We start from the raw sequence: 22,726 nt of genomic DNA on the forward strand, positions 1-22,726 counted from the left end.
GTCAGGAACTCGCAATCATCTGGTCGAGCTTGGCCGAATCGACGGCGAAAGCGCGGATGCCTTCGGCCAGCTTTTCTGTGGCCATGGCGTCCTGGTTGAGGGCAAAGCGGAAACCCGCTTCATCGTAGGAAACTGCGGCGATGTCGGCCTTGCGGGCGGCCTCGGCGTCGAGGGCGCGGGTCAGCGGCGCATCGCTTGCTTGCAGCTGGGCCAGCAGGTCGGGGCTGATGGTCAGCAGGTCGCAACCAGCCAGCGCCTGGATCTGGCCGACGTTGCGGAAGCTCGCGCCCATCACCTCGGTCTTGATGCCGTGCTTCTTGTAGTAGGCATAGATCTGCGCCACCGACTTGACACCGGGGTCGTTCGCGCCGGCTTGCTCGGCTTCGTTCCAGGCGGCACCGGCCGACTTCTTGTACCAGTCGTAGATGCGGCCCACGAAAGGCGAGATCAGTTGCACGCCGGCTGCGCCGCAGGCCACGGCCTGGCAGAAAGCGAAGAGCAAGGTCAGGTTGCAGCGGATGCCTTCGCGCTCCAGCTCCGCGGCGGCCTGGATGCCCTCCCAGGTCGAGGCGATCTTGATCAGCACGCGCTCGCGGCCGATGCCGGCGGCTTCGTACAGGGCCATGATGCGCTTGGCGCGGGCCACGGTGGCAGCCTTGTCAAAGCTCAGACGGGCATCGACTTCGGTCGACACGCGGCCCGGCACGACCTTCAGGATTTCAAGGCCGAAGCGCACCAGCACTTCATCGACGATCTGGTCCAGCGCCTTGCCCTTGTGTGCAGCCACGGTGCCCTTCAGGAGCGGGGCATAGTCGGGCGACTGCACGGCCTTCAGGATCAGCGAAGGATTGGTCGTCGCATCGCGAGGCGCGAACTGCGCCAGCTGCAGGAAGTTGCCGGTGTCGGCGACGACGGTGGTGAGGGCCTTGAGTTGGTCGAGCTGGTTCATGGCGGTGCTTTGCGCTAGCTGCAGAGATAAACCCCGATTAGAACCGCCCCAGCGGTCCGGATTGACCCTTGCAAGAAACTCGGGCATCATAATTCCCGTAACTTCGTTACATCAAGAGAACTTTTTAGGCGTACTTTCCAAGGACCACCCTGCAGGTGGCAGCACGCATGTCATTCGATCTCGTTTTCTTCGGCGGTACTGGCGATCTCACCTGGAGAAAGCTGATGCCAGCCCTGTTTCAGGCCTTCCGACACGGCAAGCTTCCGGCCGGTGGCCGCATCCTCGCGGTGGCCCGCGACGAGATGCCCGACGAGCGTTACCGCGAGTGGCTGAAAGAGCGCTTTCGTGAGGTCGAAGGCCCCAAGCGCCCGAATGATGAAGAGTTCGAGAAGTTCGCGGCCCTGGTGCACTACCGCCGCATGGACCTGTCGCAGCCCGAGCATTACCAGCGCCTGAAGGAATGGCTGGGTGAGCGCCAGGCAGACACCGTGGTGCTCTATCTGGCCACCAGCCCGCACCTGTTCACGCAGATCTGCGAGCAGCTCGGCGCCGCCGGCCTGAATGAGCCCCGCGTGCGCGTGGTGCTAGAAAAGCCGCTGGGCCACGACCTGGCCAGCGCGCAGGAAATCAACAAGGTGGTGCGCTCGGTGTTCGCCGAATCGCAGGCCTTTCGCATCGACCACTACCTCGGCAAGCCCTCGGTGCAGAACCTGATGGCGCTGCGCTTCGGCAATGCACTGTTCGAGCCGCTGTGGCACCGCGAGAGCATCGCCAACATCCAGATCACGCTGGCCGAAGGCCTGGGCGTCGGCACCCGCGGCCCGTTCTATGACGGCACCGGCGCGCTGCGCGACATGATCCAGAACCATGCGCTGCAACTGCTGACCATGATCGCCATGGAACCGCCGGCAACGAACGACGCCGATGCAATCCGCGATGAGAAGCTCAAGGTCCTGCGCTCGCTGAAGCCCTTCACCGCCGAGTCGGTGGCGCGCGATGTGGTGCGTGGCCAGTACCGGGCCGGCAATGTCGATGGCAAGGCCGTGGTCGGCTACCTGGACGAAGCCAAGATCCCCGAAGACAGCCCCTGCGAAACCTTTGTCGCGCTGCGCACCGAGGTGCAGAACTGGCGCTGGGCCGGCGTGCCCTTCTACCTGCGCACCGGCAAACGCCTGGCGGCCCGCGACGCCCAGATCGTCGTCAATTTCCGCCCGGTGCCGCATCCGATTTTCCCGGGCACCAACCAGCCCAATCGCCTGGTGATCAAGCTGCAGCCGGAAGACGGCCTGGAGCTGCAATTGCTGGCGGCCAAGGGCGGCGCGCATGGCGAGTCGCTGGCGCCGGTGTCGCTGGACCTGGACTTCGACAAGGCCTTTGGCAGCGCCCGCGTCGGTGCATATGAGCGGCTCTTGCTGGACGCCATTGCCGGCCGCCTGAACCTGTTCGTGCGCAGTGACGAGCAGGAGCAGGCCTGGCGATGGGTCGAGCCGATCCTGGAAGCCTGGAAGCACGACACCAACGGGCCGCGCACCTACAACGCCGGCTCGTGGGGCCCGGCCGCCGCCAGCGCGCTGGTGGCACGCGATGGCAATTCGTGGGCGGAAGAGTCGTGAGCCCGGCGCAGGGCCGCCCCAAGACGGGCTGCACCCCCTCGGGGGGTCAGGTGGCTGACAAGACAACTGGGGGGCAGGCATGAGCATTGTCGAGCGGATCAAGGCGGCGCTGCCGGCGCTTCCGCCCGCCGAACAGCGCGTGGCCAAACTGCTGATCGCAGATGCGCGTGCCTTCGCGAGCCTCCCTGTGAGTGAGCTTGCGGATCGCGCCCATGTGAGCAAGCCCACCGTGGTTCGCTTCTGTCGCTCGGTCGGCTATGACGGCCTGGCCGACTTCAAGCTGAAGCTGGCTGGCAGCGTCAATGAAGGCGTGCCCTTCGTGCACCGCTCGGTGGACGAAGACGACAAGCCCGGCGACCTGATCGTGAAGGTGGTGGACAACGCGGTGGCCGCCTTGCTGCACTACCGCAATGACGCGACCAGCCATGCGTTTGATCGTGCCATCGTGGCGCTGACCGAAGCCGCCCGCAGTGGCAAGCGCATCGAGTTCTACGGCGTAGGCAATTCCGGCATCGTGGCGCAGGACGCGCAGCACAAGTTCTTCCGCCTGGGCGTCAACACCGCCGCCTGCAGCGACGGCCATGTGCAACTGATGAGCGCGACCATGCTCAAGCCCGGCGACTGCGCAGTCATCATCAGCAATTCGGGAAGGAGCCGCGACCTGCTGGACGCTGCCGAGATCGCGCGCAAGAAAGGCGCGACCACCATCATCATCACGGCCAGCGGCTCACCGCTGGCGGCGCTGGCGCAAAGCCCGGGCCAGGTCTTGCTGGCGGTTGATCATCCAGAAGATTTCGACCGCTACAGCCCCATGGTCTCGCGGCTCTTGCACCTGATCGCCATCGACATCCTGACCACTGGCGTGGCTCTGCAACTGGGTCAGAACCTGCGCCCCATGCTGCAGGAGATCAAGCGCAACCTGCGCAGCAAGCGTTACGCTTCCTGAATGGTGGCGCCGTTGTTGGCGCTCCAGAGCACTTCGTCCACGCCATAGACGCGTGCCAGCTCCTTCAGCTTGGCCGGCACCTGGCGCAGCTGCAGCTCCAGGCCCTGCTGACCCAGCAACCGGGCGGCGCTGAGCAGCAAGGTCAGGGCGCCAGAATCGAAGTCATGCAGATCACCGGCATCGAGCTGGACCACCCGGCCCGCTGCGCTGCCGACCTGCGCCGCTTCGGCGCGCAGGCTGGCCTGCAGCTGCTCCCACAGCGCCGGCAACTGGGCCATGCGAACGGATTCAGGCAGTTTCAACATGTCGGCCACCCGCTTCAGCCCTTGGCGGGCGCGGCGGCCTTCTGGTTCTTGTCGGCCAGCGCCTTGATCAGGCCGTCGATGCCATTGACGCCGATCTCCTGGCCAAAGCTGCTCTTGTACTGATCGGCCAGCCAGATGCCCAGCACATTGACGTCATAGATCTTCCAGCCGTTTGCCGTCTTCTCGAGGCGGTAGTCGAGCTGGATCGAGTCGCCCTTGCCACGCACTTCGGTCTTGACCACGACCTCGGTGTCTTCGGCCGCAGCGCGCAGCGGCTTCAAGGCGATGTTCTGGTCTTTCACCTGCGTCAGCGCGCCGGCATAGGTGCGCATCAGAAGGGTCTTGAACTCGTCCTGCAGGCGCTTCTGCTGCTCGGGCGTGGCCTGGCGCCAGTAGCGGCCCACGGCGGTGGCAGTGATGCGCTGGAAATTGACGTGCGGCATGATGCTCTTGTCCACCAGCGCCACGATCTTGCCCACGTCGCCGCCCTGGATGGCCTTGTCACCCTTGATCGTCTCGATTGTTTCCAGCGAGAGCTGGCGGATCAGGCCGTCCGGTGTGCTGTTGTCGGCAGCGTGCACATTCAGCGCCACCACGGCGGCCAGGCCGATCAGGCCGCTCTTCAAAATCGTCGCGATCGTCATTACTTTTTCCTTTGCTCGTTGACGCCGTTCAGGCGTCAGGGTGGCAACGCGCCACCGCTTGCGTTGGTTCACAGCTTCGCAGCAGAAGCAGCCGAGGCCGCCGGTGCAGGTGCAACAGCTGGTGTCTCGGCAGCAGAGGCTGCGGACGCCGCCGATGCCGGCGTGAGCACCTCGAAATCATCGTCATCATGCGAGATGCTGCCCCGGCGGGTCAGGTAGGCATCGCGGATGAAGGTGTACTTGTCCAGTGCGATGCCGTCGAGCATCTCCCCGGCCCGCAGGAAATTGGAGCGGGCATTGACAGTCTGCAACACATAGATCGAGACCTTGCTGCGGCCATCATTGAAGGCCAGGGCGGGCGATGCCGTGCGGTCCCAGGGCATGGCGAGCGAGTCGCGCACCGACGAGGGGCCGAACAGCGGCCAGACGATGTAGGCACCAGTGCCAAAGCCCCAGCGGCCAAAGGTCTTGCCCAGGTCTTCGGTCGTGCGCTCCAGGCCCACTTCGCTGCCGATGTCCAGCAGGCCGCCGAGCCCCAGCGTCGTGTTGACCGCGAAGCGCATGGTCTGCTGGATGCCGGTCTTGAAGCGCCCTTGCAGGAACAGGTTGATGGCCGACCAGCCGTCACCGACGTTGGAGAAGAAGTTGTCGACCGACTTGCGGATCGGCTGGGGCACGATCTCGCTGTAGCCGGTCGCCACAGGCTTCAGGATGTTCTCGTCCAGCGCTTCGTTGAAGCTGAAGACCTTGCGGTTCCAGTTCTCGAAGGGGTCAAGCTTCTTGCCGGCGCTCGGGCCGCGCAGCACGGCGCAGCCGCTCAGCAGCACGGCCATCAGGAGAAATACCAGCGCGCGCCAGCGGGGTTGGAGTGCGAGGGTCACTTCTTGTCCCCTGCAGGCGCCGGTGCGGCGCCCATGTCAGCGGCCTTGCTGTTGAGGAACTGGCCGATCAAGGTTTCCAGAACCACGGCCGATTGGGTCGCCTTGATCTGGTCGTTGGCGGCCAGGTTCTTTTCGCTGGCACCGGGCTCGAGGCCGATGTATTGCTCACCCAGCAGGCCTGCGGTCAGGATCTTGGCCGAGCTGTCGGTCGGGAACTGCACATTCTTTTGCAGGTTCAGCGTGACCTTGGCCTGGAAGGTCTTGTCGTCGAAAGTGATGGCCTCGACACGGCCGACCACCACGCCGGCGCTCTTCACGGCCGCACGCGCCTTCAGGCCGCCGATGTTGTCGAACTTGGCCGAGACCTGGTAGGTCTCGTCGAAATTCAGGCTCAACAGGTTGCCGGCCTTCAGTGCCAGGAAAAGCAGCGCGGCGCCGCCGATCAGCACGAACAGGCCAACCCAGGCGTCATGGCGAGAGGCTTGCATTGTTTTGAACTCCCTCAAATCGAGAACATCATGGCGGTGAGCATGAAATCGAATGCCAGTACCGCCAGAGAAGAAATCACCACCGTGCGCGTCGTCGCCTGCGCCACGCCTTCGGGAGTGGGCGAGCATGCATAACCCTGCTGCAGGGCGACGAAGGTCACGGTGACACCAAAGACCAGGCTCTTGATCACGCCGTTGCCGACATCGGCAAACACGTCGACCCCGCCCTGCATCTGCGACCAGAACGAACCGCCATCGATGCCGATCAGCGGCACGGCCACCAGCCAGCCGCCGATCACGCCAACGGCCGAGAACACGGCCGCCAGCAGCGGCATCGCGATGAAGCCGCCCCAGAAGCGCGGCGACAGCACGCGGGTCAGTGGATCGACCGCCATCATTTCCATTGCAGTCAGCTGCTCGCCGGCTTTCATCAAGCCGATTTCAGCAGTGAGCGAAGTGCCAGCGCGGCCTGCGAAAAGCAAGGCCGTGACCACTGGCCCCAGCTCACGCACCAGGCTCAATGCGACCAGCAGGCCCACCGCCTCGGCCGAGCCGTAACGCTGCAAGGTGTAGTAACCCTGCAGAGCCAGCACGAACCCGACAAAGAGCCCCGACACGCCGATGATGGACAACGAGCGATTGCCCAGGAAGAACACCTGCTCGCGGATCAGCGAGAAGCGCGCCAGCGCCTGCAGCGAACGGGCCAGGATCTGGGCGAACAGCCGGGCGCCCCAGCCAATGCCGGCCAGCTTCTCGCGCAGCGCGAGGCCGATGGATGCAGTGAAGGCCATCATGCGGCGACTCCCAGTCCGAAGTCGACAGCCACCGGTGCGGCCGGCTGATGGAAGCGCACTGGGCCGTCGGCATGAGCACCCACGAACTGCTTGACCAGCGGGTCTTCGCTGTTGCGAAGCTCGTCCGGCGTGCCCTGCGCGACCACGCGGCCGTTGGCCACCATGGCCACGCGGTCAGCGATCTCGAAGGTCTCGTGCAGGTCGTGCGAAACGATGATGCTGGTGAGGCCCAGCGCATCGTTCAAGTCGCGGATCAGCCGGGCGGCCACGCCCAGTGAAATCGGGTCCAGGCCGGCGAAGGGCTCGTCGTAGAGCACCACGTCAGGGTCTAGCGCAATGGCACGCGCCAGCGCCACGCGCCGCGCCATGCCGCCCGAGATCTCTGAGGGCATCAGGTCGCGGGAGCCGCGCAGGCCCACCGCGTTGAGCTTCATCAGCACCAGGTCGCGGATCATGACTTCACTCAAGCTGGTGTGCTCACGCAGCGGAAAGGCCACGTTCTCGAACACCGAGAGGTCGGTGAACAAGGCGCCGAACTGGAACAGCATGCCCATGCGGCGACGCACGGCATAGAGCTGCTCAAGGTTCAGCGGCGCCAGGTCCTGGCCATCGAACAGCACCTGGCCGGACAAGGGGCGGAGCTGACGGCCGAGCAGGCGCAGCACGGTGGTCTTGCCACCGCCGGAGGTACCAATCAGTGCCAGCACCTCACCGCGCCGGACTTCCAGGTTGACGTTCTCGAGAATGACCCGGCCACCATAACCGCAGGTGACATTGCGGAGCTCAATCAGCGGCAGGTCGGACCGGGTGGACTGAATAGTGGTTGGGGCCATGTGCCTCGGGGCTTGGGTCGAAGCCGCCCACCCAGGGGGTGCGCGGCCGGAAAGCGCCCATCATAGGGGAAACACCTGATACCCGCCGGAGGCCACTGTCACAGTCCTGACCCACCCCGTCGGACATGCCCCGGCGAATCAAAGGCCACCTGCACGCGGATGCGTGATTTGCTCGCGCGCCCATTCAGCTCGCCGGGTGAGAAGCGGGATGCGAAGAAGGCCTCCTGCGCCTGGATCTGCAGCAGCTGAGGCAGGGCATTGCCTTCGAAGAACACTCGCTGGACCTGGCCGTATTCATCAATGAACAGCACGGCCACATCTTCATAGTGACCCGCGAGCACCCCTTCGGGCGGCCAGACCAGCGGTACCTCGACCTTCATCGCGGGGCCGACCGTCAACTCGCGCCTGCTCAGATAGGCGCGCTCGTCGAACCGAGGCCCCGGGGCAGCTTCCGGCTGGCTCGCTGCCAGCTGTGCCGAGACGGCGCCGCTGCGTTGTTCGGATTCCTGCGCAGCAGCGTCAATCGACGATGCCAGCTCGGCAGACACTGGCGGGCCTGCGGCCTGCAACATCCTCACGTTCAAGGCCACCGATGGGCCCGAATGCGCCGAAGCCGGCCCCCGCCATCCCAGCAGGGCCAGCATCAGATGCCCCCCCACCGCCAGCCCGGTACAGACCAGCAGCGGGGTGGACCGCCACCCCGTTCCGCTCAATCGATCAACTCGCGCCACGAGCTGCGGCGGGCCTTGGCGTTGGCCATCGAGGACGGCGGCACGGTCAGCGGATCCGGTGCCGAGGCATCGGTCTTGGTCACGACCGTGACGCCCGTGCCATCGGCCAGTTGCACGGTGCTCAGACCTGCAACCATCGAGCTCAGCTTGGTGGCCGTGCCACGGCCGCTGACCACATTCAGCTGATAGATGTAGGAGGTACCGTCCTGTGCCTTGTCGCAGTCCGTTGCCGTGTTGCCCGGGATATTGCCGGCAACTGTCAGCATGCTGAAGGCCAGTTGCATGTCCACGTTGACGCGTTCGCGGGTCGAGGGCAGGTCCAGATACCAGCCGTTGTTGGTGCTCCAGTCCACCGTCGTGCCTTCCTTGACCTTGCGAATGCTCGCTTCCGGGTCCTCGATCACCTGCTTGACCAGCTTCGCATCCTCCGCGCGCAGGTCACCCAGGCCGGTGGCACTCAGACTGTCCTTGACCGCATAGATGCTTTGCACGTCGGCATTGGTCACGTCGGTCTTGCCAAGGTAACGGCCGGTGCCGATGTAGACCACGGCATGCTTGCTGCCGTTGGCCTCGATCTCCGCGACCTGGGGCGCGGTCGTGATCGGCTGCGGCACACCCGACTTGATCGCCTGGCCCAGCTTCATGGCGGCCTTCTTGGGCTCGAGATTGCCGTCGATATCGAAGCGCCAGATATTGCCCAGCAGGTCGCCGGCGTAATAGCGCAGCGCCGTGTTGTCGGTGTCTGCCGCGATCCAGGCATTGAGCTTGCCCAGGCCACTGGGGTCGCTTGCGCTGCCTTCACCGGTGCTGATGACGCCGGCATCGGATTCCAGCGCGCCTGTCAGTGCATTGACGACGAACAGGTAGCCCTTGCCATCAGAGGTATTGTTGTAGCCCGAGGTGAAGGCCACGACCCAGGCGCCACCCTTGCGCTTGGTGATGATCGGGTTGCCGTAGGTGTAGCCCATGCGGGAGTCGGTGAACTCCCACAGCGCCACCGGGTTGGCCGGATCGGTGACGTCCAGGGCGTAGTAGCCCTTGCCGCCGGAGTTGAGGCCGCCCACCAGAATGGTCCGCCACTCGGTGCCATTGAACACGTCGCCAACGACCGGCGTTGCGTCAACGAAGTACAGGTGCTTGGACTCGTAGAAGGAGTCGCCAAGACGGTACAGGTTGTTCATCACCAGGCGCGGGATGTAGGCCCAGCGTTCCGTGCCATCCACGGCATTGAAGGCGTGCAGCATGCCGTCGTTGGCGCCCACATAGAGCGTCTTGGCCCGCGCTGCATTGGTGGACTTGAAGGTTGCATAGCCGTTCTCCGTGTACGAGAAGCCAGGCTGGGCCACATAGATGGGCGAAGAATTGACGATGTCGCCCAGAACCTTGCTGCGCACGCGGTACTGGGTCTGCGGCGTGCCGCGCAGGAAGGTCACCATGTTCTCGCCCGAGTTGAGGCTGGCGAGCAAGGTCGCGCCGGCACTCGCGCATTGGGTCAGGGCCGGGGTCTTCGAGCAGGCACCGTCGACATAGCTGTTCATGCCGTCGGTCGACAGGTTGGTGTAGTTGAATTCGCGCAAGGTTCCTGTATTGCCGGCGCCGCCCTTGAAGTAGTAGATCTTGCGCTTCTTGTCCACGGTGTCGGCCACCAACAGGTCGCCGGCCGACCACTGCTCATCGGCCTTCGCCGTGGACACCGCACCGGTCTTGACGTCCATCTTGTAGGCCTTCAGGTCGCCGGTCCATTCCGAGGACAGGAATTGCGCGATGAAGACGCCGTTGTCGCCCTCCACCGGCTGCAGCGTGCTGGTTGCAGCCGCCGAAGAAGAACCGGTCATGGCGGTGATGGAACTGAGCGCGGCGGAAAGGCTGGCAGACAGGGTGGCAGGGTCCGTGGCGCTGAAGTAGCGGCCACGGCCATTTACCGCAGCATGCCAGAGGTCATCGATATTCGCCACGGCGTCGCTGGAGGGCGCCGGCCAGTTCAGGTCGCCGCCCTTGATCTTCTTGAAGTCGCCCGAGTCTGCGGTGTCGTAGTCGGCCTGGTACTTCAGCAAGCCGCTCAGGCCCAAGCCCAGCGTATAGGTGCTCATGTGCTGCCACAGGGCGGTGTCGGCGCCCGTGGCCTTGACGTTGTTGTCGCACACCGCGTTGCCCAGCGATCCGGTGCAATTGCTCAACGTGCTGTCGCGCAGGTCGGTCTGGTAGTAGTACATGGCCACATCGGCCAGGCTGTCCATCGAGCCGCCGGTGGAGGCCGTGGTCGTGGTCGTGGTGGTCTTCTCGCCAACGACATTGGTGGCAGTGCCATCGGTCGTGACACTGGTGCCGTTCACATAAGTACCTGGCGAGCTGGTGGTGGCCGACGTCTCTGCGGCCAGGGTCGTGGTGACCGTGGTGTTGGACGGCTTGGTCGCAGCACAGCCCATGGCATAGGTACCCAAGGTGGTATTGCCCGTGGTGTATGCATTGCCATGACCGGCGCCATTGACGGTGGGCTGCAGGGCAGACACGGGTTCGCTGGAAGTCGTCGAAACCGCAGTCTTGACGATGGAACCGACGCTGTTCGTCGTGACATCGGAGCTGAGCACCCCGTCCACCGTCGTGACCGTGCGGGTGTAGTCCGTCGGGGTCGCCCAGCTCTCGACGACTGTCGTGCTGTAGCTCCAGTTGGTGTCGGTTCGCTTCACGTCCAGGACACCGGTGGTGTAGGTGCCCTCGGTGCGTGTCACCGCACCCTGGCCTATCGGGCAGCCACTCGGGCTTTCAGCAAGCTTGGCCGAGCCATAGGTCGGCGTGCCTGGCGCCGAGCCCGTGCCTGTGATCACATAGGTGAAGCTCTTGCTGCCAGTCCTCGTGATGGAGAACACGCCGTGGTAGGCAGCATTGCTGGTCCCGCTGACAGCGATCTTGTCGCCCGTCGAGAACCCGTGGCTGCTCGAGGTCTGCACGGTGACCGTGCAGCTGTAGCTGCCGCTGCAACTGCGCGTGAAGCTGGAAATCGTCAGGCCCGAGTTGGACGTGAGCGTGCCGATGGAATAGGTGTTGGTAAGGAAGGTCGTGGTCGGCACGTTCTTCGTCACCGTGACCGAGCTCGTCTTCGTCTTCGGCGTCTCCACGGTGTGCAGGCGGGTCGAGGTCTCTCGCCAGGTCTCGACCGTCTTGCCGATGGCATTGCCGCCGTCGAACATCGGGCGCGCGACCGAACCACCGTCCTGCTGGCCCACGGCCGTGGTGCCGTCGATCTTGTAGCCGGCGTCGCCGTTCCAGTAGCCGTCGGTCGAAAGGATGGTGAAGTTCTTCTGGCAGGAATACTGCACCGGGTCATAGGTCTGGCCGTCGATCTTCTTGGCGAAGTACAGGCCGGCCTTGGAAAGCGCAGCGCGCAAGGGCGTGCTGCTGGACGGCTTGGCGCCATTGACACGCGCATAGAACAAGGCCTTCTGGTCGATCTCCTCCGCACCGGAGCCAGTCGTGCCGAAGTCGCGAATGTTCAGGATGCCTTCCTCGGTGTTGTCGTTGATCGACATGAAGCCAATGCGGTAGCTGTCGTTCAGCGGCGAGAAGGCCTTGGTCAGGCTGGTCTTCATCATCCGCATGCGTGTGCTGTAGTAGTAGTACCAGTTGGCGTACTTCTGGGCATGGGTCGAGCCGGGCAGCACCAGGTTGGCCGTGAAGACGCCCTTGCCAGCGTCGGAGCCAATGGCCGCACTGCAATCGCCGTATGTGCCCTTGGTAGTGTCAACGCCGCTGCTGGTGTAGGAGTAGTCCAGTTTGGCCTGGCTGCCGCTGTAGCTGTAGTAGACGTTGTCGATGGCTGAGCCGACGCCGACGTACAGGCGGTCGATCGATCCTGAGCCCACCGTTTGCAGCACCTGGACCGTCAACACCTTGGTGCCGGAGTTCCAGCCCGTGACCTTGCCGATCATGTAGGCGCTGCTGAGGTAGGAGAAGCGACCACGCCAGTCGGGCACCGTGCTGCCGAACAGTGTGACGATCATGCCGCCGTTGCTCGAGTAATAGAGCACCGTATTGCTGTTCACCGTCACATTGATGGTGCTGCCAACGCTCTTGACGGTGGTAGCGACCACGGCGGCATCGCCCTCGACGGCCGTCACGCGGTTCTTGTTCGAGGTGTTGTTGACATCGCCGGTGGACAGGTAGCTGGCGGAGTCGTTGTAGGTGCCGCTGAGGAAGTCCTGGCTGGCATTGGCCACTTCCACGCCGGCAGCAGTCAAAGGCAATGCGTAGTCCTTGGTCGGGTCAAAGGCCAGGCCATTGCACTGCGATGAGCGCCGCCCATAGACCGAGTTGTAGTCGGAGGTGCCGAAGCGGGCGATGTCGGGCATGTAGTCCCAGGCCATACTGCCCGAGTCGTCCAGCACGAACATCACATTGGGCTTCACGACGGTTGTGCTGGTCGTGAACAGCGGTGCCGTGGCGATGTCGGTGATTCCGGCCTGAACCGGCGTCAGGGCCGTGGTCAGCATGCCAAGGGCGAGGGCCAGGATGTGGCGCGGCGCGGAGGAATGTTTGCTTGCGTTCATGACAGCCTCTCGAATCTGGAAACGCTCTGCCGGTCTCAGAAATGGACCAGGGTCTCGGTATAGCTGACCGTGCCGCGCACACCTTCTACCCGCGTGATGATGCGGAAGTAGGTACCCGGGCTGATGTCGGTGAAACGGACACTTGAGCCGTAGCCCAGTGCGCCGCGCTGACTGGTCGTGCCCGTCGTGGAAAGCACCACTGGCTTGACGCAGTCATTCAGCGAGTCAGGCAGGCCTTCGTTGGCGCACAGCCGGGTGATGTAGTAGCGGATCTTGTTCTGGCCGACATCGGGCAGGAAACCCGGCAGGTTGCAGACCGTGACCTCGCGGCCCTTGAGCCCCGGGACGTTGCAGTCATTGCCCAGCCAGTCCACCAGCACGGCCTTGCTGGTGGGGTCCGCATCCGCACGCGGACCGGCCGCTTCAAGGTTGGCCATGGCCACAGCCGAATAGCCCAGCGCTGCCTGCGTCTTCGTCAGCGTGTCGATGGTCGAGCCCTGGATCCAGTTGATCGCACTCTCGGTGCCCACCGAGGCAGCGGCCAGCGTGTCCTGCTTGAAACCCAGATTTCCCAGCACCATCAGGCCGGTGTCGATCGAGCGAAGCAGGGCCACCGCGCCGAGCGTCAGGACCACCAGACCCATCAGCGCGAACACCAGCGAGATGCCTCGCTGCACGCGCCGGGCGCCGGCCATCACGGGATGCATGAATTTGCTGCGAGCCATGTCGGGCCTCATGGAGTAGCTGGTGCTGACGGCGCCGAGGCGGCCGGTGCGAAGTCCGCGCGCCAGAGCTGGTTGCGCAGTGGCACCAGCAACTCGAACACCTTGTAGCGGTAGTGTTTCCAGTCCGTGGTCACGTCTGCCTTGAGCGTGACGCACTTGCGGCTGCCACAGGTGGCGCTGCCGCTGACGCTGGCGAAGGTGCCCACGTCCCATGCCGGCGAGGCCGTCGTGACCTCCTCCTTCTCGAACTGGCCACTGCGCGCCAGCAGAGCGATGCGTATGGCGCGCACCTGCAACCAGCCCGCGTTGGTAGTGGGCGTGGTCTTGTCGAAGGTGTCGATCACGTCGTCGCCGGTCGTGTCCTTGCCGTAATAGGCCACGAGCCCGACGATGTTGGACTGCAGGTCCTGGTCGGTACTGGTCTGGTCACGCACCGAACGGATGGTCTGGCGCAGGCGGAAATCCGACGTGACCGAGAACGTCACATCGTTGAGCGCACCGAGGTTCACGAGGAAAGCGCCCTCGGCGGCCACGGCATCCGGAAAGCCTGCTGCATTCCAGGACCCGGCGGTGTTGCGAGTGATCTCCTTCAGGCCCGGCGTCGTTGAAATCTGGAACAACTGGCAGGTCCGCTGCGGGCCGGCCGGCACCGTGTCCTGGTACACCAGGGCCATCAAGTCGTTCTGGCTCATGCCGAGCGAGGAGGTCAGCGCGATGCGTCTTGCCTTGTCGCCCACGACATCTGTGGGGTCGTAGAACGGTGCCGTCAGCTTGGCCGGCACTGCAAAGCTCGCCTTGGTACTGGAGAGCATGCGGATCGAATCTGGCGCCCCGCTGGCGCCCGCCGTGATCAGCACGGGTGCGAGCACCGCAGGCAGGGTGGCTGGCGCTGCGCCGCCAAAGGTGCCCGTGAGCGTGCAGCCCAGCGCGGCGCCCTCCACCGTGACACCGTAGCCCGCCATCTTGAGCTGGCGATCCAGGCTGTAAATGGCCAAGCCGCCGTTGACCTGCGAATCTGAACCCGAGGTGGCGCTGCGGCGCTGGCCTTCGGCGAAGCCGAGCACCTTGGCGATCATCAGGGTTGCCAGCAGGCCCACCACGACACCCACCATCAGCTCCACCAGCGTGAAGCCAGCCTGGGCACTGCGGACGCGGAATTCTGAAAGCTGAATCATTGCTGCCACATCATGCTGGAGGAATATTGGCTGCGCGATTCCTGGCCTTGCTGCCAGCTCAGCGTCACCTGGACGGTTCGCGTTGCCTCATTGGCCACCATGACCACTTCCGCGGCCGGCAGCACCGACTGCACCTTGACCTTCCAGTCATTGCAGCGCGAATAGCCCGGGCAATTGGCGGTGCTGTACTGGCTGAGCATGGTGGCGTGATCGGTCTGAACCATGGCAAACAGATCGGCCGCCAGATTGGCCGCGTCGGCGCGGATCTTGCCGGTGGTCTGCGCCTGCGTCATGGCGGCTTGCAGGCCCACCAGGCCGAGCACGCCGAAGGCAAAGATCAGGATGGCGATCATGGCCTCGATCATGGCCACGCCGCGCAGGCGTCGGCGTGTCAGGAGGCGGGGGTGTTGGAGGGCTCGCATATGAAACCTCACAAAGTGGGGCAGACCCGGGCATCGCCCGCACTGACATCGCGATCACAGGTGCGGATTGCGCCGCCGCTTTCCACCACGATGCGCAGGCGCCGCGTGGTGCCGGTGGTCGCGTTCACGTCTATCGTCTGCAGGCTGTTGGTGCCAGCAACTGTCTGCACCTGGCCCAGGCCATTGAACATCACGCGGGTGGCAGCGTCGCCGGTGGATGACAGCGCCTCGACCGTCAGGTTGTCCGCGTTCTCCGAGGCCGTGGATCGTTGCACCAATTGCGGCTCCGTCGTCAGCGAGGGCGCGGTACCGCACTTGCCCTCGGGATCAGAAACGCTGACCACCCAGGCCGGCGAGCTCGACGACAGGGCGCAGGAGTCGGTCGGCACCTTGGAAGTGCTGTCAGCCACCAGCCAGAAGCCCACGACGCTGTTGCGCTTGAGCGCCTCCATGCGCGCCAGGTCCAGGCCGCTCTTGATCGACTCGGCAGCGTTGCGGACCCGGAGGTTGCGCATCCATTCGCTGGCCTGGGGCATGGCCACCGCCAGCAAGACGCCGATGATGACCATCACCACGATCATCTCGACCATGGAAAAGCCGCGCTCACGCTGGAGGCTCAGCATTCGTCGCCTTTCAGCAGCCAGCAGCTCTTGCCGCTGACATCCTCGCCCTTGAACTTGGTCGTGCTCTGGGCGTTGCTCTGGTTGAGCGTGAAGACATGCCCGACCGCCTGGCCAGAGGAGCCGGTCGCCGTGAGCGCATAGCCCTGGCCGCTGTCGGTGAGCTCGCAGCTGATGGTGAACTTGGTGGCGCCCAGCGCCGTACCGCTGAGGGCCACCGCGCCGTTGGTGCAGCTGGTGGTGCCGAAGTTGCGGTTGTCCTGGTAATACTGCTCAAACCTGATGCGCAGCGTGGCCAGGGCTGAGGTGGCCTCCGGCAGCTGGCTGCGGCGCAGATAGTCCTTGTAGCTGGGTATCGCTACCGCAGCAAGAATACCGATGATGGCCACGACGATCAGCAGCTCCACCAGGGTAAAGCCTTGCTGAAGCGTGGAGCGGCTGGAGAACTGGAGCTTGTTCATGATCTTGGCTGTACTTTCTGTGCGTTGGGATCAACGGACGTGGGGCCGTAGTGTTCCCTTTGGCATGGGTCTTTGGCGCAATTGTGGGCACCTGTCACGCCAATGTCCTGCAAAAGTTGGCAAATTAATGAGCCGGGCCGACGAGCGCTAGGGCCCGACCGACAAGTGGTTCGCCCAGGTAAGCAAGCGCAACAGCCTGAAATGAAAAGAGCCACCCGAAGGTGGCTCTGCGCTCCTGGTGCCGGATTTCAGCGCGGCAAGGCGCTCTCGCCCATCAGGAACTCGTCCACGGCACGGGCCGCCTGGCGACCTTCGCGGATCGCCCAGACCACCAGCGACTGGCCCCGGCGCATGTCGCCAGCGGCAAACACCTTGGCCACATTGGTGGCATAGCCGCCCGTGAAGTCGGTGGAGGCCTTGGCGTTGCCGCGGGCATCCTTGCTGACGCCGAAGGCTTCCAGCACGGTCGCCACCGGAGCCACAAAGCCCATGGCCAGGAAGACCAGGTCGGCCTTCAGCACCTGCTCGGACCCTGGCACCTCGACCATCTTGCCGCCCTGCCATTCCACGCGCACCGTCTTGACGCCGGTAAGCCGGCCCTTTTCGCCGAGGAACTCCTTGGTGGCGATGGCGAACTCGCGCTCGCAGCCTTCTTCATGGCTGGACGAGGTGCGCAGCTTGATCGGCCAGTAGGGCCAGGTCAGCGGGCGGTCTTCCTCTTCCGGCGGCTGCGGCATCAGCTCGAACTGGGTGACGCTCTTGGCGCCATGGCGGTTGCTGGTGCCCACGCAGTCGCTGCCGGTGTCGCCGCCGCCGATGACGATGACGTGCTTGCCGTCCGCACGGATCTGGCCTTTGAGCTTGTCACCTGCGTTGACCTTGTTCTGCTGCGGCAGGAATTCCATGGCGAAATGGATGCCCGCCAGGTCGCGGCCCGGCACGGGCAGGTCGCGCGAGGCTTCGGCGCCGCCGGTCAGCAGCACGGCGTCGAACTGGGCCTTCAGCTCCTCTGCTGAAACAGTCTCCTTGGCCCAGTTGGTGACCTTGGAGCCTTCAGGCAGCGAGCCGACCAGCACACCGGTGCGTATGGTCACGCCTTCGGCCTGCATCTGCTCGACGCGGCGGTCGATATGGCTCTTCTCCATCTTGAAGTCGGGGATGCCGTAGCGCAGCAGGCCGCCGACGCGATCATTCTTCTCGAACAGCGTGACGCTGTGGCCGGCGCGCGCCAGCTGCTGAGCCGCCGCCATGCCGGCCGGGCCGGAGCCCACCACGGCCACGGTCTTGCCGGTCTTGAGCTTGGGCAGCTGAGGCTTGACCCAGCCCTCGTCCCAGGCGCGGTCGATGATGGCGTGCTCGATGGACTTGATGCCCACCGCGTCGTCATTCACGTTCAGCGTACAGGCCGCCTCGCAGGGCGCGGGGCAGATGCGGCCGGTGAACTCGGGGAAGTTGTTGGTCGAGTGCAGGACCGCGATGGCGCTCTTCCAGTCTTCTGTCCGGCCCTTGTAGACCAGGTCGTTGAAGTCCGGAATGATGTTGTTGACCGGGCAGCCGTTGTTGCAGAACGGCGTGCCGCAATCCATGCAGCGCGCGCCCTGCACCTTCGCCTGCTCGGTGTTCAGGCCGATGACGAATTCCTTGTAGTTCTTGACCCGGGCGGTGACGGGCTCATAGCCCTCGTCCAGGCGCTCGTATTCCATGAAGCCGGTGACTTTTCCCATGATTCTTCCTTCCTCTGGCGGTTGCGGCTTCAGGCCTTGACGGCGGGCTGGGCGGCGGGCGACTTGGCGACTTCGATGGTCGCCGCGGCCTGCTTGGCCGCATGGATCTCGCCGAGCGCACGGCGGTATTCGTGCGGGAACACCTTGACGAACTTGGCGCGCGACTCGGCCCAGTGGTCGAGGATGTCGCGGGCGCGCTGGCTGCCCGTCCAGCGGTGGTGGTCCTCGATCTGCTTCTTCAGGATCGCTTCGTCGGTCTGCTGCTCCGCGCCATGCAGGTGGTGCCAGATGGCCTTGTCGACGCCAGCCTCCTGCTCGTGCGCCGGCAACACCCTTTCCAGTGCAACCTGGGCGGTGTTGCAGCGGCGGGCGAAGTGGCCGTCCTCGTCATAGACGTAGGCAATGCCGCCGCTCATGCCGGCAGCAAAGTTGCGGCCGGTCTTGCCGAGCACCACGACGGTACCGCCGGTCATGTATTCGCAACCATGGTCGCCGGTGCCTTCGACCACGGCTGAGGCGCCGGACAGGCGCACTGCGAAACGCTCGCCAGCCACGCCACGGAAGAAGGCCTCGCCGCGCGTTGCACCGTAGAGCACGGTGTTGCCGACGATGATGTTCTTGGTCGCGTCGCCGCGGAAGTCGATGCTCGGGCGCACCACCACGCGTCCGCCGGACAGGCCCTTGCCGGTGTAGTCGTTCGCGTCGCCGATCAGGTAGAAGGTGATGCCCTGCGCCAGGAAGGCGCCGAAGCTCTGGCCGCCCGTGCCTTCCATCTGGATGAAGACGGTCTGGTCCGGCAGGCCTTCAGGACGGCGGCGGATCAGCTCGCCCGACAGCATGGCGCCCACGGTGCGGCGCACATTGGTCACCTGCTGCATGAACTGCACCTTCTCGCCCTTCTCGAAGGCGGGCAGGCACTTTTCGATCAGCTTGACGTCAAGAGCACGCTCCAGGCCATGGTCCTGCTTGTCGACATGGATGCGGGCCACATCGGCCGGCACGGCCGGGCGGTGGAACACGCGGCTGAAGTCCAGGCCCTTGGCCTTCCAGTGGCTGATGCCCTTGCGGGTGTCGAGCAGGTCGGAGCGGCCGATCAGTTCGTCGAACTTGCGGATACCGAGCTGCGCCATGATCTGGCGCGCCTCTTCAGCCACGAAGAAGAAGTAGTTGACGACATGCTCGGGCTTGCCCGAGAACTTGGCGCGCAGCAGCGGGTCCTGCGTCGCCACGCCCACCGGGCAGGTGTTCAGGTGGCACTTGCGCATCATGATGCAGCCTTCGGCCACCAGCGGTGCGGTGGCGAAGCCGAATTCATCAGCACCGAGGAGCGCGCCGATCACGACGTCGCGGCCAGTCTTCATCTGGCCATCGGCCTGCACGCGCACACGGCCGCGCAGACGGTTCAGCACCAGCGTCTGTTGCGCTTCGGCCAAGCCCAGCTCCCACGGCGTGCCTGCATGCTTGATGGAGGACCACGGCGAAGCGCCTGTGCCACCGTCATGGCCCGCGATCACCAGATGGTCGGCCTTGGCCTTGGTCACGCCGGCGGCGATGGTGCCCACGCCCACTTCCGACACCAGCTTGACCGACACGTCGGCCTTGGGGTTCACGTTCTTCAGGTCGTGGATCAGCTGGGCCAGGTCTTCGATCGAATAGATGTCGTGGTGCGGCGGCGGGCTGATGAGGCCCACGCCCGGCACCGAGTGGCGCAGCATGCCGATGTACTCGCTCACCTTGCCGCCCGGCAGCTGGCCGCCCTCGCCCGGCTTGGCGCCCTGGGCCATCTTGATCTGGATCTGGTCGGCGCTGACCAGGTACTCGGTGGTCACGCCAAAGCGGCCCGAGGCGACCTGCTTGATCTTGGAACGCAGCGAGTCGCCTTCCTTCAGCTCGTAGTCGACCGCGATGACCTTGCCGCCGATCACGTCGGACACCTTGGTGCCGGCCGTGATCTTGATACCCTTCAGTTCATTGCGATAGCGCGCCGGGTCTTCACCGCCCTCGCCCGTGTTGCTCTTGCCGCCGATGCGGTTCATGGCCACGGCCAGCGTGGCATGGGCCTCGGTAGAAATGGAGCCCAGCGACATCGCGCCGGTGGCGAAGCGCTTGACGATCTCGGCGGCCGATTCGACCTCCTCGATCGGCACGACCTTGGTCGGATCAAACTTGAACTCGAACAGGCCGCGCAGCGTCATGTGGCGCTTGCTCTGGTCGTTGATGATCTGCGCGTATTCCTTGTAGGTGTCGAACTTGCCCGAGCGCGCGCTGTGCTGCAGCTTGGCGATGGCATCCGGCGTCCACATATGCTCTTCGCCACGGCTGCGCCAGGCGTATTCGCCGCCAGCTTCCAGCATGTTCTCGAGCACCGGGTCGTCGCCGAAGGCCGCCGTGTGCAGGCGGATGGCTTCTTCCGCCACCTCGAACACGCCGATGCCGCCAACCTGCGTGGGTGTGCCGCGGAAGTACTTCTCGACGAAGTCGGCCTTCAGGCCGATGGCCTCGAAGATCTGCGCGCCGCAGTAGGACATATAGGTCGAGATGCCCATCTTGGACATGATCTTCGACAGGCCCTTGCCCACGGCCTTGATGTAGTTGTAGATCGCCTTGTCTGCCGAGAGGTTGCCCGGCAGCTCGCTGCTCATGGCCGTCAGCGTTTCCAGCGCAAGGTAGGGGTGGATCGCTTCCGCGCCATAGCCGGCCAACACGGCGAAGTGATGCACTTCGCGGGCCGTGCCGGTTTCGACCACCAGCCCCGCCGTCGTGCGCAGGCCTTCACGCACCAGGTGGTGGTGGATGGCTGAGAGGGCCAGCAGCGCGGGGATCGCAATGCGCGAGCTGCTGAGGTGGCGGTCCGTGATGATCAGGATGTTGTGGCCGGTCTTGATCGCATCCACGGCCGAAGCGCACAGCGAAGCCAGCTGGGCTTCGACGCCTTCACGGCCCCACTCACGCGGGTAGCTGATGTCCAGTTCGAAGGGCTTGAACTTGCCATGCGTGTGGGCCTCGATGCCGCGCAGGCGCGCCATGTCCTCGAAGTCCAGCACCGGCTGCGACACCTCCAGCCGCATCGGCGGGTTGATCGCGTTGATGTCCAGCAGATTCGGCTTGGGGCCGACGAAGCTGTTCAGCGACATCACGATGGCTTCGCGAATCGGGTCGATCGGCGGGTTCGTGACCTGGGCGAACAGCTGCTTGAAGTAGTTGTAGAGCGGCTTGTCCTTGCTCGAGAGCACGGCCAGCGGCGAATCGTTGCCCATGGACCCGATGCCTTCTTCGCCGTTCGCCGCCATTGGCGCGAGCAGGAACTTGATGTCTTCCTGCGTGAAGCCGAAGGCCTGCTGGCGGTCCAGCAGCGAGCTGGCGAATTCGGCCGGCTTGACCGCGCCAACCTCGATGTCGTCCAGCTTGACGCGGACGTTCTCGATCCACTGGCGATACGGCCGCGCATTGGCGAACTGGGTCTTCAGCTCTTCGTCGTCGACGATGCGGCCCTGCTCCAGATCGATCAGGAACATCTTGCCCGGCTGCAGGCGCCACTTCTTGACGATCTTGCTTTCCGGAATCGGCAGGACGCCGGACTCGGAGGCCAGCACGACCAGATCGTCGTCGGTCACCACATAGCGTGCCGGGCGCAGGCCATTGCGGTCGAGTGCTGCGCAAACCTGGCGGCCGTCGGTGAAGACCATGGCGGCCGGGCCGTCCCAGGGTTCCATCATGGCCGCGTGGTATTCATAGAAGGCGCGACGGCGCTCGTCCATCAGCTCATGCTGTTCCCAGGCTTCCGGGATCATCATCATGGCGGCATGCGCGAGCGGGTAGCCGCTCATCGTCAAGAGCTCGATGGCATTGTCGAAGGTGGCCGTGTCGGACTGGTGCTCGAAGCTGATCGGGTAGAGCTTCTTCAGGTCGTCGCCCAGCACCGGCGACTTCATCACGCCTTCGCGGGCGCGCATCCAGTTGAAGTTGCCCTTGACCGTGTTGATCTCGCCGTTGTGGGCGACCATGCGGTAGGGGTGGGCCAGTGGCCACTCAGGGAAGGTGTTGGTCGAGAAGCGCTGGTGCACCAGGGCGATGGCCGAGACCACGCGCGGGTCGCTCAAGTCCTTGTAGTAGGCACCCACCTGGTCGGCGAGCAGCAAGCCCTTGTAGATCACGGTGCGGCAGCTCATGCTGGGCACGTAGTACTCACGGCTGTGGGTCAGCTTCAGGGCCTGGATGGCGCTCGATGCGGTCTTGCGGATCACGTAGAGCTTTCGCTCCAGGGCGTCCGGAACAATGATGTCCGGGCCGCGGCCGATGAAGATCTGCCGAATGATCGGCTCCTTCTCGCGCACGGTCGGCGACATCGGCAGCTCGGCATCCACCGGCACGTCGCGCCAGCCGATCAAGACCTGACCCTCGGCCTTGATGGCGCGGGCGAGTTCCTGTTCGCAGGCCAGGCGGGAGGCGTGTTCCTTGGGCAGGAAGATCATGCCGACACCGTATTCGCCGGGGGGCGGCAGCTCGATACCTTGCTTGGCCATCTCCTCGCGGTAGTACTCGTCCGGGATCTGGATCAGGATGCCGGCGCCGTCGCCCATCAGCTTGTCGGCACCGACGGCGCCCCGGTGGTCCAGGTTCTCGAGGATCTTCAGGCCCTGCTGGACGATGGCATGCGCCTTCTGGCCCTTGATGTGAGCAACGAAGCCAAGGCCGCATGCGTCCTTTTCATTGCTGGGGCGGTAGAGACCGTTGGCGGTCAACTCGGCAATTTCGGCTTGAATCTGTGCGGCCTGGGTGATCGTGCTCACGGCGCTCTCCAACATGGGCAAAAGTGAGCCGCGAGATTACTGCGCTGCAGCATTACATTCAAGAACGAACAAATGGGGTCA

The 22,726-nt window shown here is 64.5% G+C and carries 18 protein-coding genes; 2 read left to right on the plus strand and 16 right to left on the minus strand.

Annotation, left to right across the window (positions count from 1 at the left end):
* Nucleotide 1: 1 nt before the first annotated feature.
* Nucleotides 2-949 (minus strand): transaldolase, encoded by a 948-nt coding sequence (gene tal, locus ABT392_RS14520; protein ID WP_334278065.1) that lies wholly within the window; start codon nt 947-949, stop codon nt 2-4.
* 167 nt (nt 950-1,116) lie between these two features.
* Between tal and zwf the strand changes: the two genes are divergently transcribed.
* Nucleotides 1,117-2,562, plus strand: a complete 1,446-nt coding sequence (gene zwf, locus ABT392_RS14525) for a glucose-6-phosphate dehydrogenase (RefSeq protein ID WP_334278066.1) — start codon at nt 1,117-1,119, stop codon at nt 2,560-2,562.
* Nucleotides 2,563-2,647: 85 nt separating this feature from the next.
* On the plus strand, nt 2,648-3,508 hold the full coding sequence (locus ABT392_RS14530) for a MurR/RpiR family transcriptional regulator (RefSeq protein WP_334278454.1): 861 nt from the start codon (nt 2,648-2,650) through the stop codon (nt 3,506-3,508).
* Here the strand turns inward: ABT392_RS14530 and ABT392_RS14535 are convergent.
* The 15 genes from ABT392_RS14535 to ABT392_RS14605 all read right to left on the minus strand — a co-directional run bounded on the left by ABT392_RS14535 (nt 3,496) and on the right by ABT392_RS14605 (nt 22,636).
* Complete coding sequence (locus ABT392_RS14535; RefSeq protein WP_334278067.1) at nt 3,496-3,813, minus strand: STAS domain-containing protein; 318 nt, start codon at nt 3,811-3,813, stop codon at nt 3,496-3,498. The genes ABT392_RS14530 and ABT392_RS14535 overlap by 13 nt on opposite strands.
* 14 nt (nt 3,814-3,827) lie before the next feature.
* The gene (locus ABT392_RS14540) at nt 3,828-4,457 is read right to left on the minus strand and encodes an MlaC/ttg2D family ABC transporter substrate-binding protein (RefSeq protein WP_334278068.1); all 630 of its coding nucleotides are present in this window, start codon (nt 4,455-4,457) and stop codon (nt 3,828-3,830) included.
* Between the two features lie 68 nt (nt 4,458-4,525).
* Nucleotides 4,526-5,338 (minus strand): MlaA family lipoprotein, encoded by an 813-nt coding sequence (locus ABT392_RS14545; protein ID WP_334278069.1) that lies wholly within the window; start codon nt 5,336-5,338, stop codon nt 4,526-4,528.
* Entirely contained in the window at nt 5,335-5,826 is a 492-nt protein-coding gene (gene mlaD, locus ABT392_RS14550; RefSeq protein WP_334278070.1) for an outer membrane lipid asymmetry maintenance protein MlaD, read from the minus strand. The genes ABT392_RS14545 and mlaD overlap by 4 nt, the downstream gene beginning before the upstream one ends.
* A gap of 14 nt (nt 5,827-5,840) precedes the next feature.
* Complete coding sequence (gene mlaE, locus ABT392_RS14555) at nt 5,841-6,620, minus strand: lipid asymmetry maintenance ABC transporter permease subunit MlaE (RefSeq protein WP_395385471.1); 780 nt, start codon at nt 6,618-6,620, stop codon at nt 5,841-5,843.
* Complete coding sequence (locus ABT392_RS14560; protein ID WP_395385470.1) at nt 6,617-7,453, minus strand: ABC transporter ATP-binding protein; 837 nt, start codon at nt 7,451-7,453, stop codon at nt 6,617-6,619. The genes mlaE and ABT392_RS14560 overlap by 4 nt, the downstream gene beginning before the upstream one ends.
* A gap of 98 nt (nt 7,454-7,551) precedes the next feature.
* The gene (locus ABT392_RS14565; RefSeq protein ID WP_395385469.1) at nt 7,552-8,001 is read right to left on the minus strand and encodes a hypothetical protein; all 450 of its coding nucleotides are present in this window, start codon (nt 7,999-8,001) and stop codon (nt 7,552-7,554) included.
* Between the two features lie 161 nt (nt 8,002-8,162).
* A complete protein-coding gene (locus tag ABT392_RS14570; protein ID WP_334278073.1) occupies nt 8,163-12,728 on the minus strand; it encodes a PilC/PilY family type IV pilus protein in 4,566 nt (1,521 codons plus the stop codon).
* Between the two features lie 35 nt (nt 12,729-12,763).
* On the minus strand, nt 12,764-13,453 hold the full coding sequence (locus tag ABT392_RS14575; protein ID WP_334278074.1) for a pilus assembly PilX family protein: 690 nt from the start codon (nt 13,451-13,453) through the stop codon (nt 12,764-12,766).
* 8 nt (nt 13,454-13,461) lie between these two features.
* On the minus strand, nt 13,462-14,628 hold the full coding sequence (locus tag ABT392_RS14580; RefSeq protein ID WP_395385468.1) for a PilW family protein: 1,167 nt from the start codon (nt 14,626-14,628) through the stop codon (nt 13,462-13,464).
* Nucleotides 14,625-15,050: a type IV pilus modification PilV family protein gene (locus tag ABT392_RS14585; RefSeq protein WP_334278076.1), complete on the minus strand. Its 426-nt coding sequence runs from the start codon at nt 15,048-15,050 to the stop codon at nt 14,625-14,627. Before ABT392_RS14585 ends, ABT392_RS14580 begins: the two co-directional genes overlap by 4 nt.
* 8 nt (nt 15,051-15,058) lie before the next feature.
* Nucleotides 15,059-15,673, minus strand: coding sequence for a GspH/FimT family pseudopilin (locus ABT392_RS14590; RefSeq protein ID WP_334278077.1), 615 nt, complete (start codon nt 15,671-15,673; stop codon nt 15,059-15,061).
* The gene (locus tag ABT392_RS14595; protein ID WP_334278078.1) at nt 15,667-16,131 is read right to left on the minus strand and encodes a type IV pilin protein; all 465 of its coding nucleotides are present in this window, start codon (nt 16,129-16,131) and stop codon (nt 15,667-15,669) included. The genes ABT392_RS14590 and ABT392_RS14595 overlap by 7 nt, the downstream gene beginning before the upstream one ends.
* Before the next feature lie 248 nt (nt 16,132-16,379).
* Nucleotides 16,380-17,855 carry a glutamate synthase subunit beta gene (locus ABT392_RS14600; RefSeq protein ID WP_334278079.1) on the minus strand — a complete coding sequence of 492 codons (1,476 nt, stop codon included), beginning with the start codon at nt 17,853-17,855 and terminating at the stop codon, nt 16,380-16,382.
* Nucleotides 17,856-17,884: 29 nt separating this feature from the next.
* Complete coding sequence (locus ABT392_RS14605; protein ID WP_334278456.1) at nt 17,885-22,636, minus strand: glutamate synthase-related protein; 4,752 nt, start codon at nt 22,634-22,636, stop codon at nt 17,885-17,887.
* Between the last annotated feature and the right edge of the window lie 90 nt (nt 22,637-22,726).

Source organism: Paucibacter sp. JuS9 (assembly GCF_044043925.2).
Lineage (GTDB): Bacteria > Pseudomonadota > Gammaproteobacteria > Burkholderiales > Burkholderiaceae_C > JAUASW01.

What these genes read in the sequence shown, in the direction of transcription:
- tal (WP_334278065.1), bottom strand. Translation starts at nt 949, where the DNA reads ATGAACCAGCTCGACCAACTCAAGGCCCTCACCACCGTCGTCGCCGAC.
- zwf (WP_334278066.1), top strand. Translation starts at nt 1,117, where the DNA reads ATGTCATTCGATCTCGTTTTCTTCGGCGGTACTGGCGATCTCACCTGG.
- ABT392_RS14535 (WP_334278067.1), bottom strand. Translation starts at nt 3,813, where the DNA reads ATGTTGAAACTGCCTGAATCCGTTCGCATGGCCCAGTTGCCGGCGCTG.
- ABT392_RS14540 (WP_334278068.1), bottom strand. Translation starts at nt 4,457, where the DNA reads ATGACGATCGCGACGATTTTGAAGAGCGGCCTGATCGGCCTGGCCGCC.
- mlaD (WP_334278070.1), bottom strand. Translation starts at nt 5,826, where the DNA reads ATGCAAGCCTCTCGCCATGACGCCTGGGTTGGCCTGTTCGTGCTGATC.
- mlaE (WP_395385471.1), bottom strand. Translation starts at nt 6,620, where the DNA reads ATGATGGCCTTCACTGCATCCATCGGCCTCGCGCTGCGCGAGAAGCTG.
- ABT392_RS14560 (WP_395385470.1), bottom strand. Translation starts at nt 7,453, where the DNA reads ATGGCCCCAACCACTATTCAGTCCACCCGGTCCGACCTGCCGCTGATT.
- ABT392_RS14570 (WP_334278073.1), bottom strand. Translation starts at nt 12,728, where the DNA reads ATGAACGCAAGCAAACATTCCTCCGCGCCGCGCCACATCCTGGCCCTC.
- ABT392_RS14575 (WP_334278074.1), bottom strand. Translation starts at nt 13,453, where the DNA reads ATGGCTCGCAGCAAATTCATGCATCCCGTGATGGCCGGCGCCCGGCGC.
- ABT392_RS14580 (WP_395385468.1), bottom strand. Translation starts at nt 14,628, where the DNA reads ATGATTCAGCTTTCAGAATTCCGCGTCCGCAGTGCCCAGGCTGGCTTC.
- ABT392_RS14585 (WP_334278076.1), bottom strand. Translation starts at nt 15,050, where the DNA reads ATGCGAGCCCTCCAACACCCCCGCCTCCTGACACGCCGACGCCTGCGC.
- ABT392_RS14590 (WP_334278077.1), bottom strand. Translation starts at nt 15,673, where the DNA reads ATGCTGAGCCTCCAGCGTGAGCGCGGCTTTTCCATGGTCGAGATGATC.
- ABT392_RS14595 (WP_334278078.1), bottom strand. Translation starts at nt 16,131, where the DNA reads ATGAACAAGCTCCAGTTCTCCAGCCGCTCCACGCTTCAGCAAGGCTTT.
- ABT392_RS14600 (WP_334278079.1), bottom strand. Translation starts at nt 17,855, where the DNA reads ATGGGAAAAGTCACCGGCTTCATGGAATACGAGCGCCTGGACGAGGGC.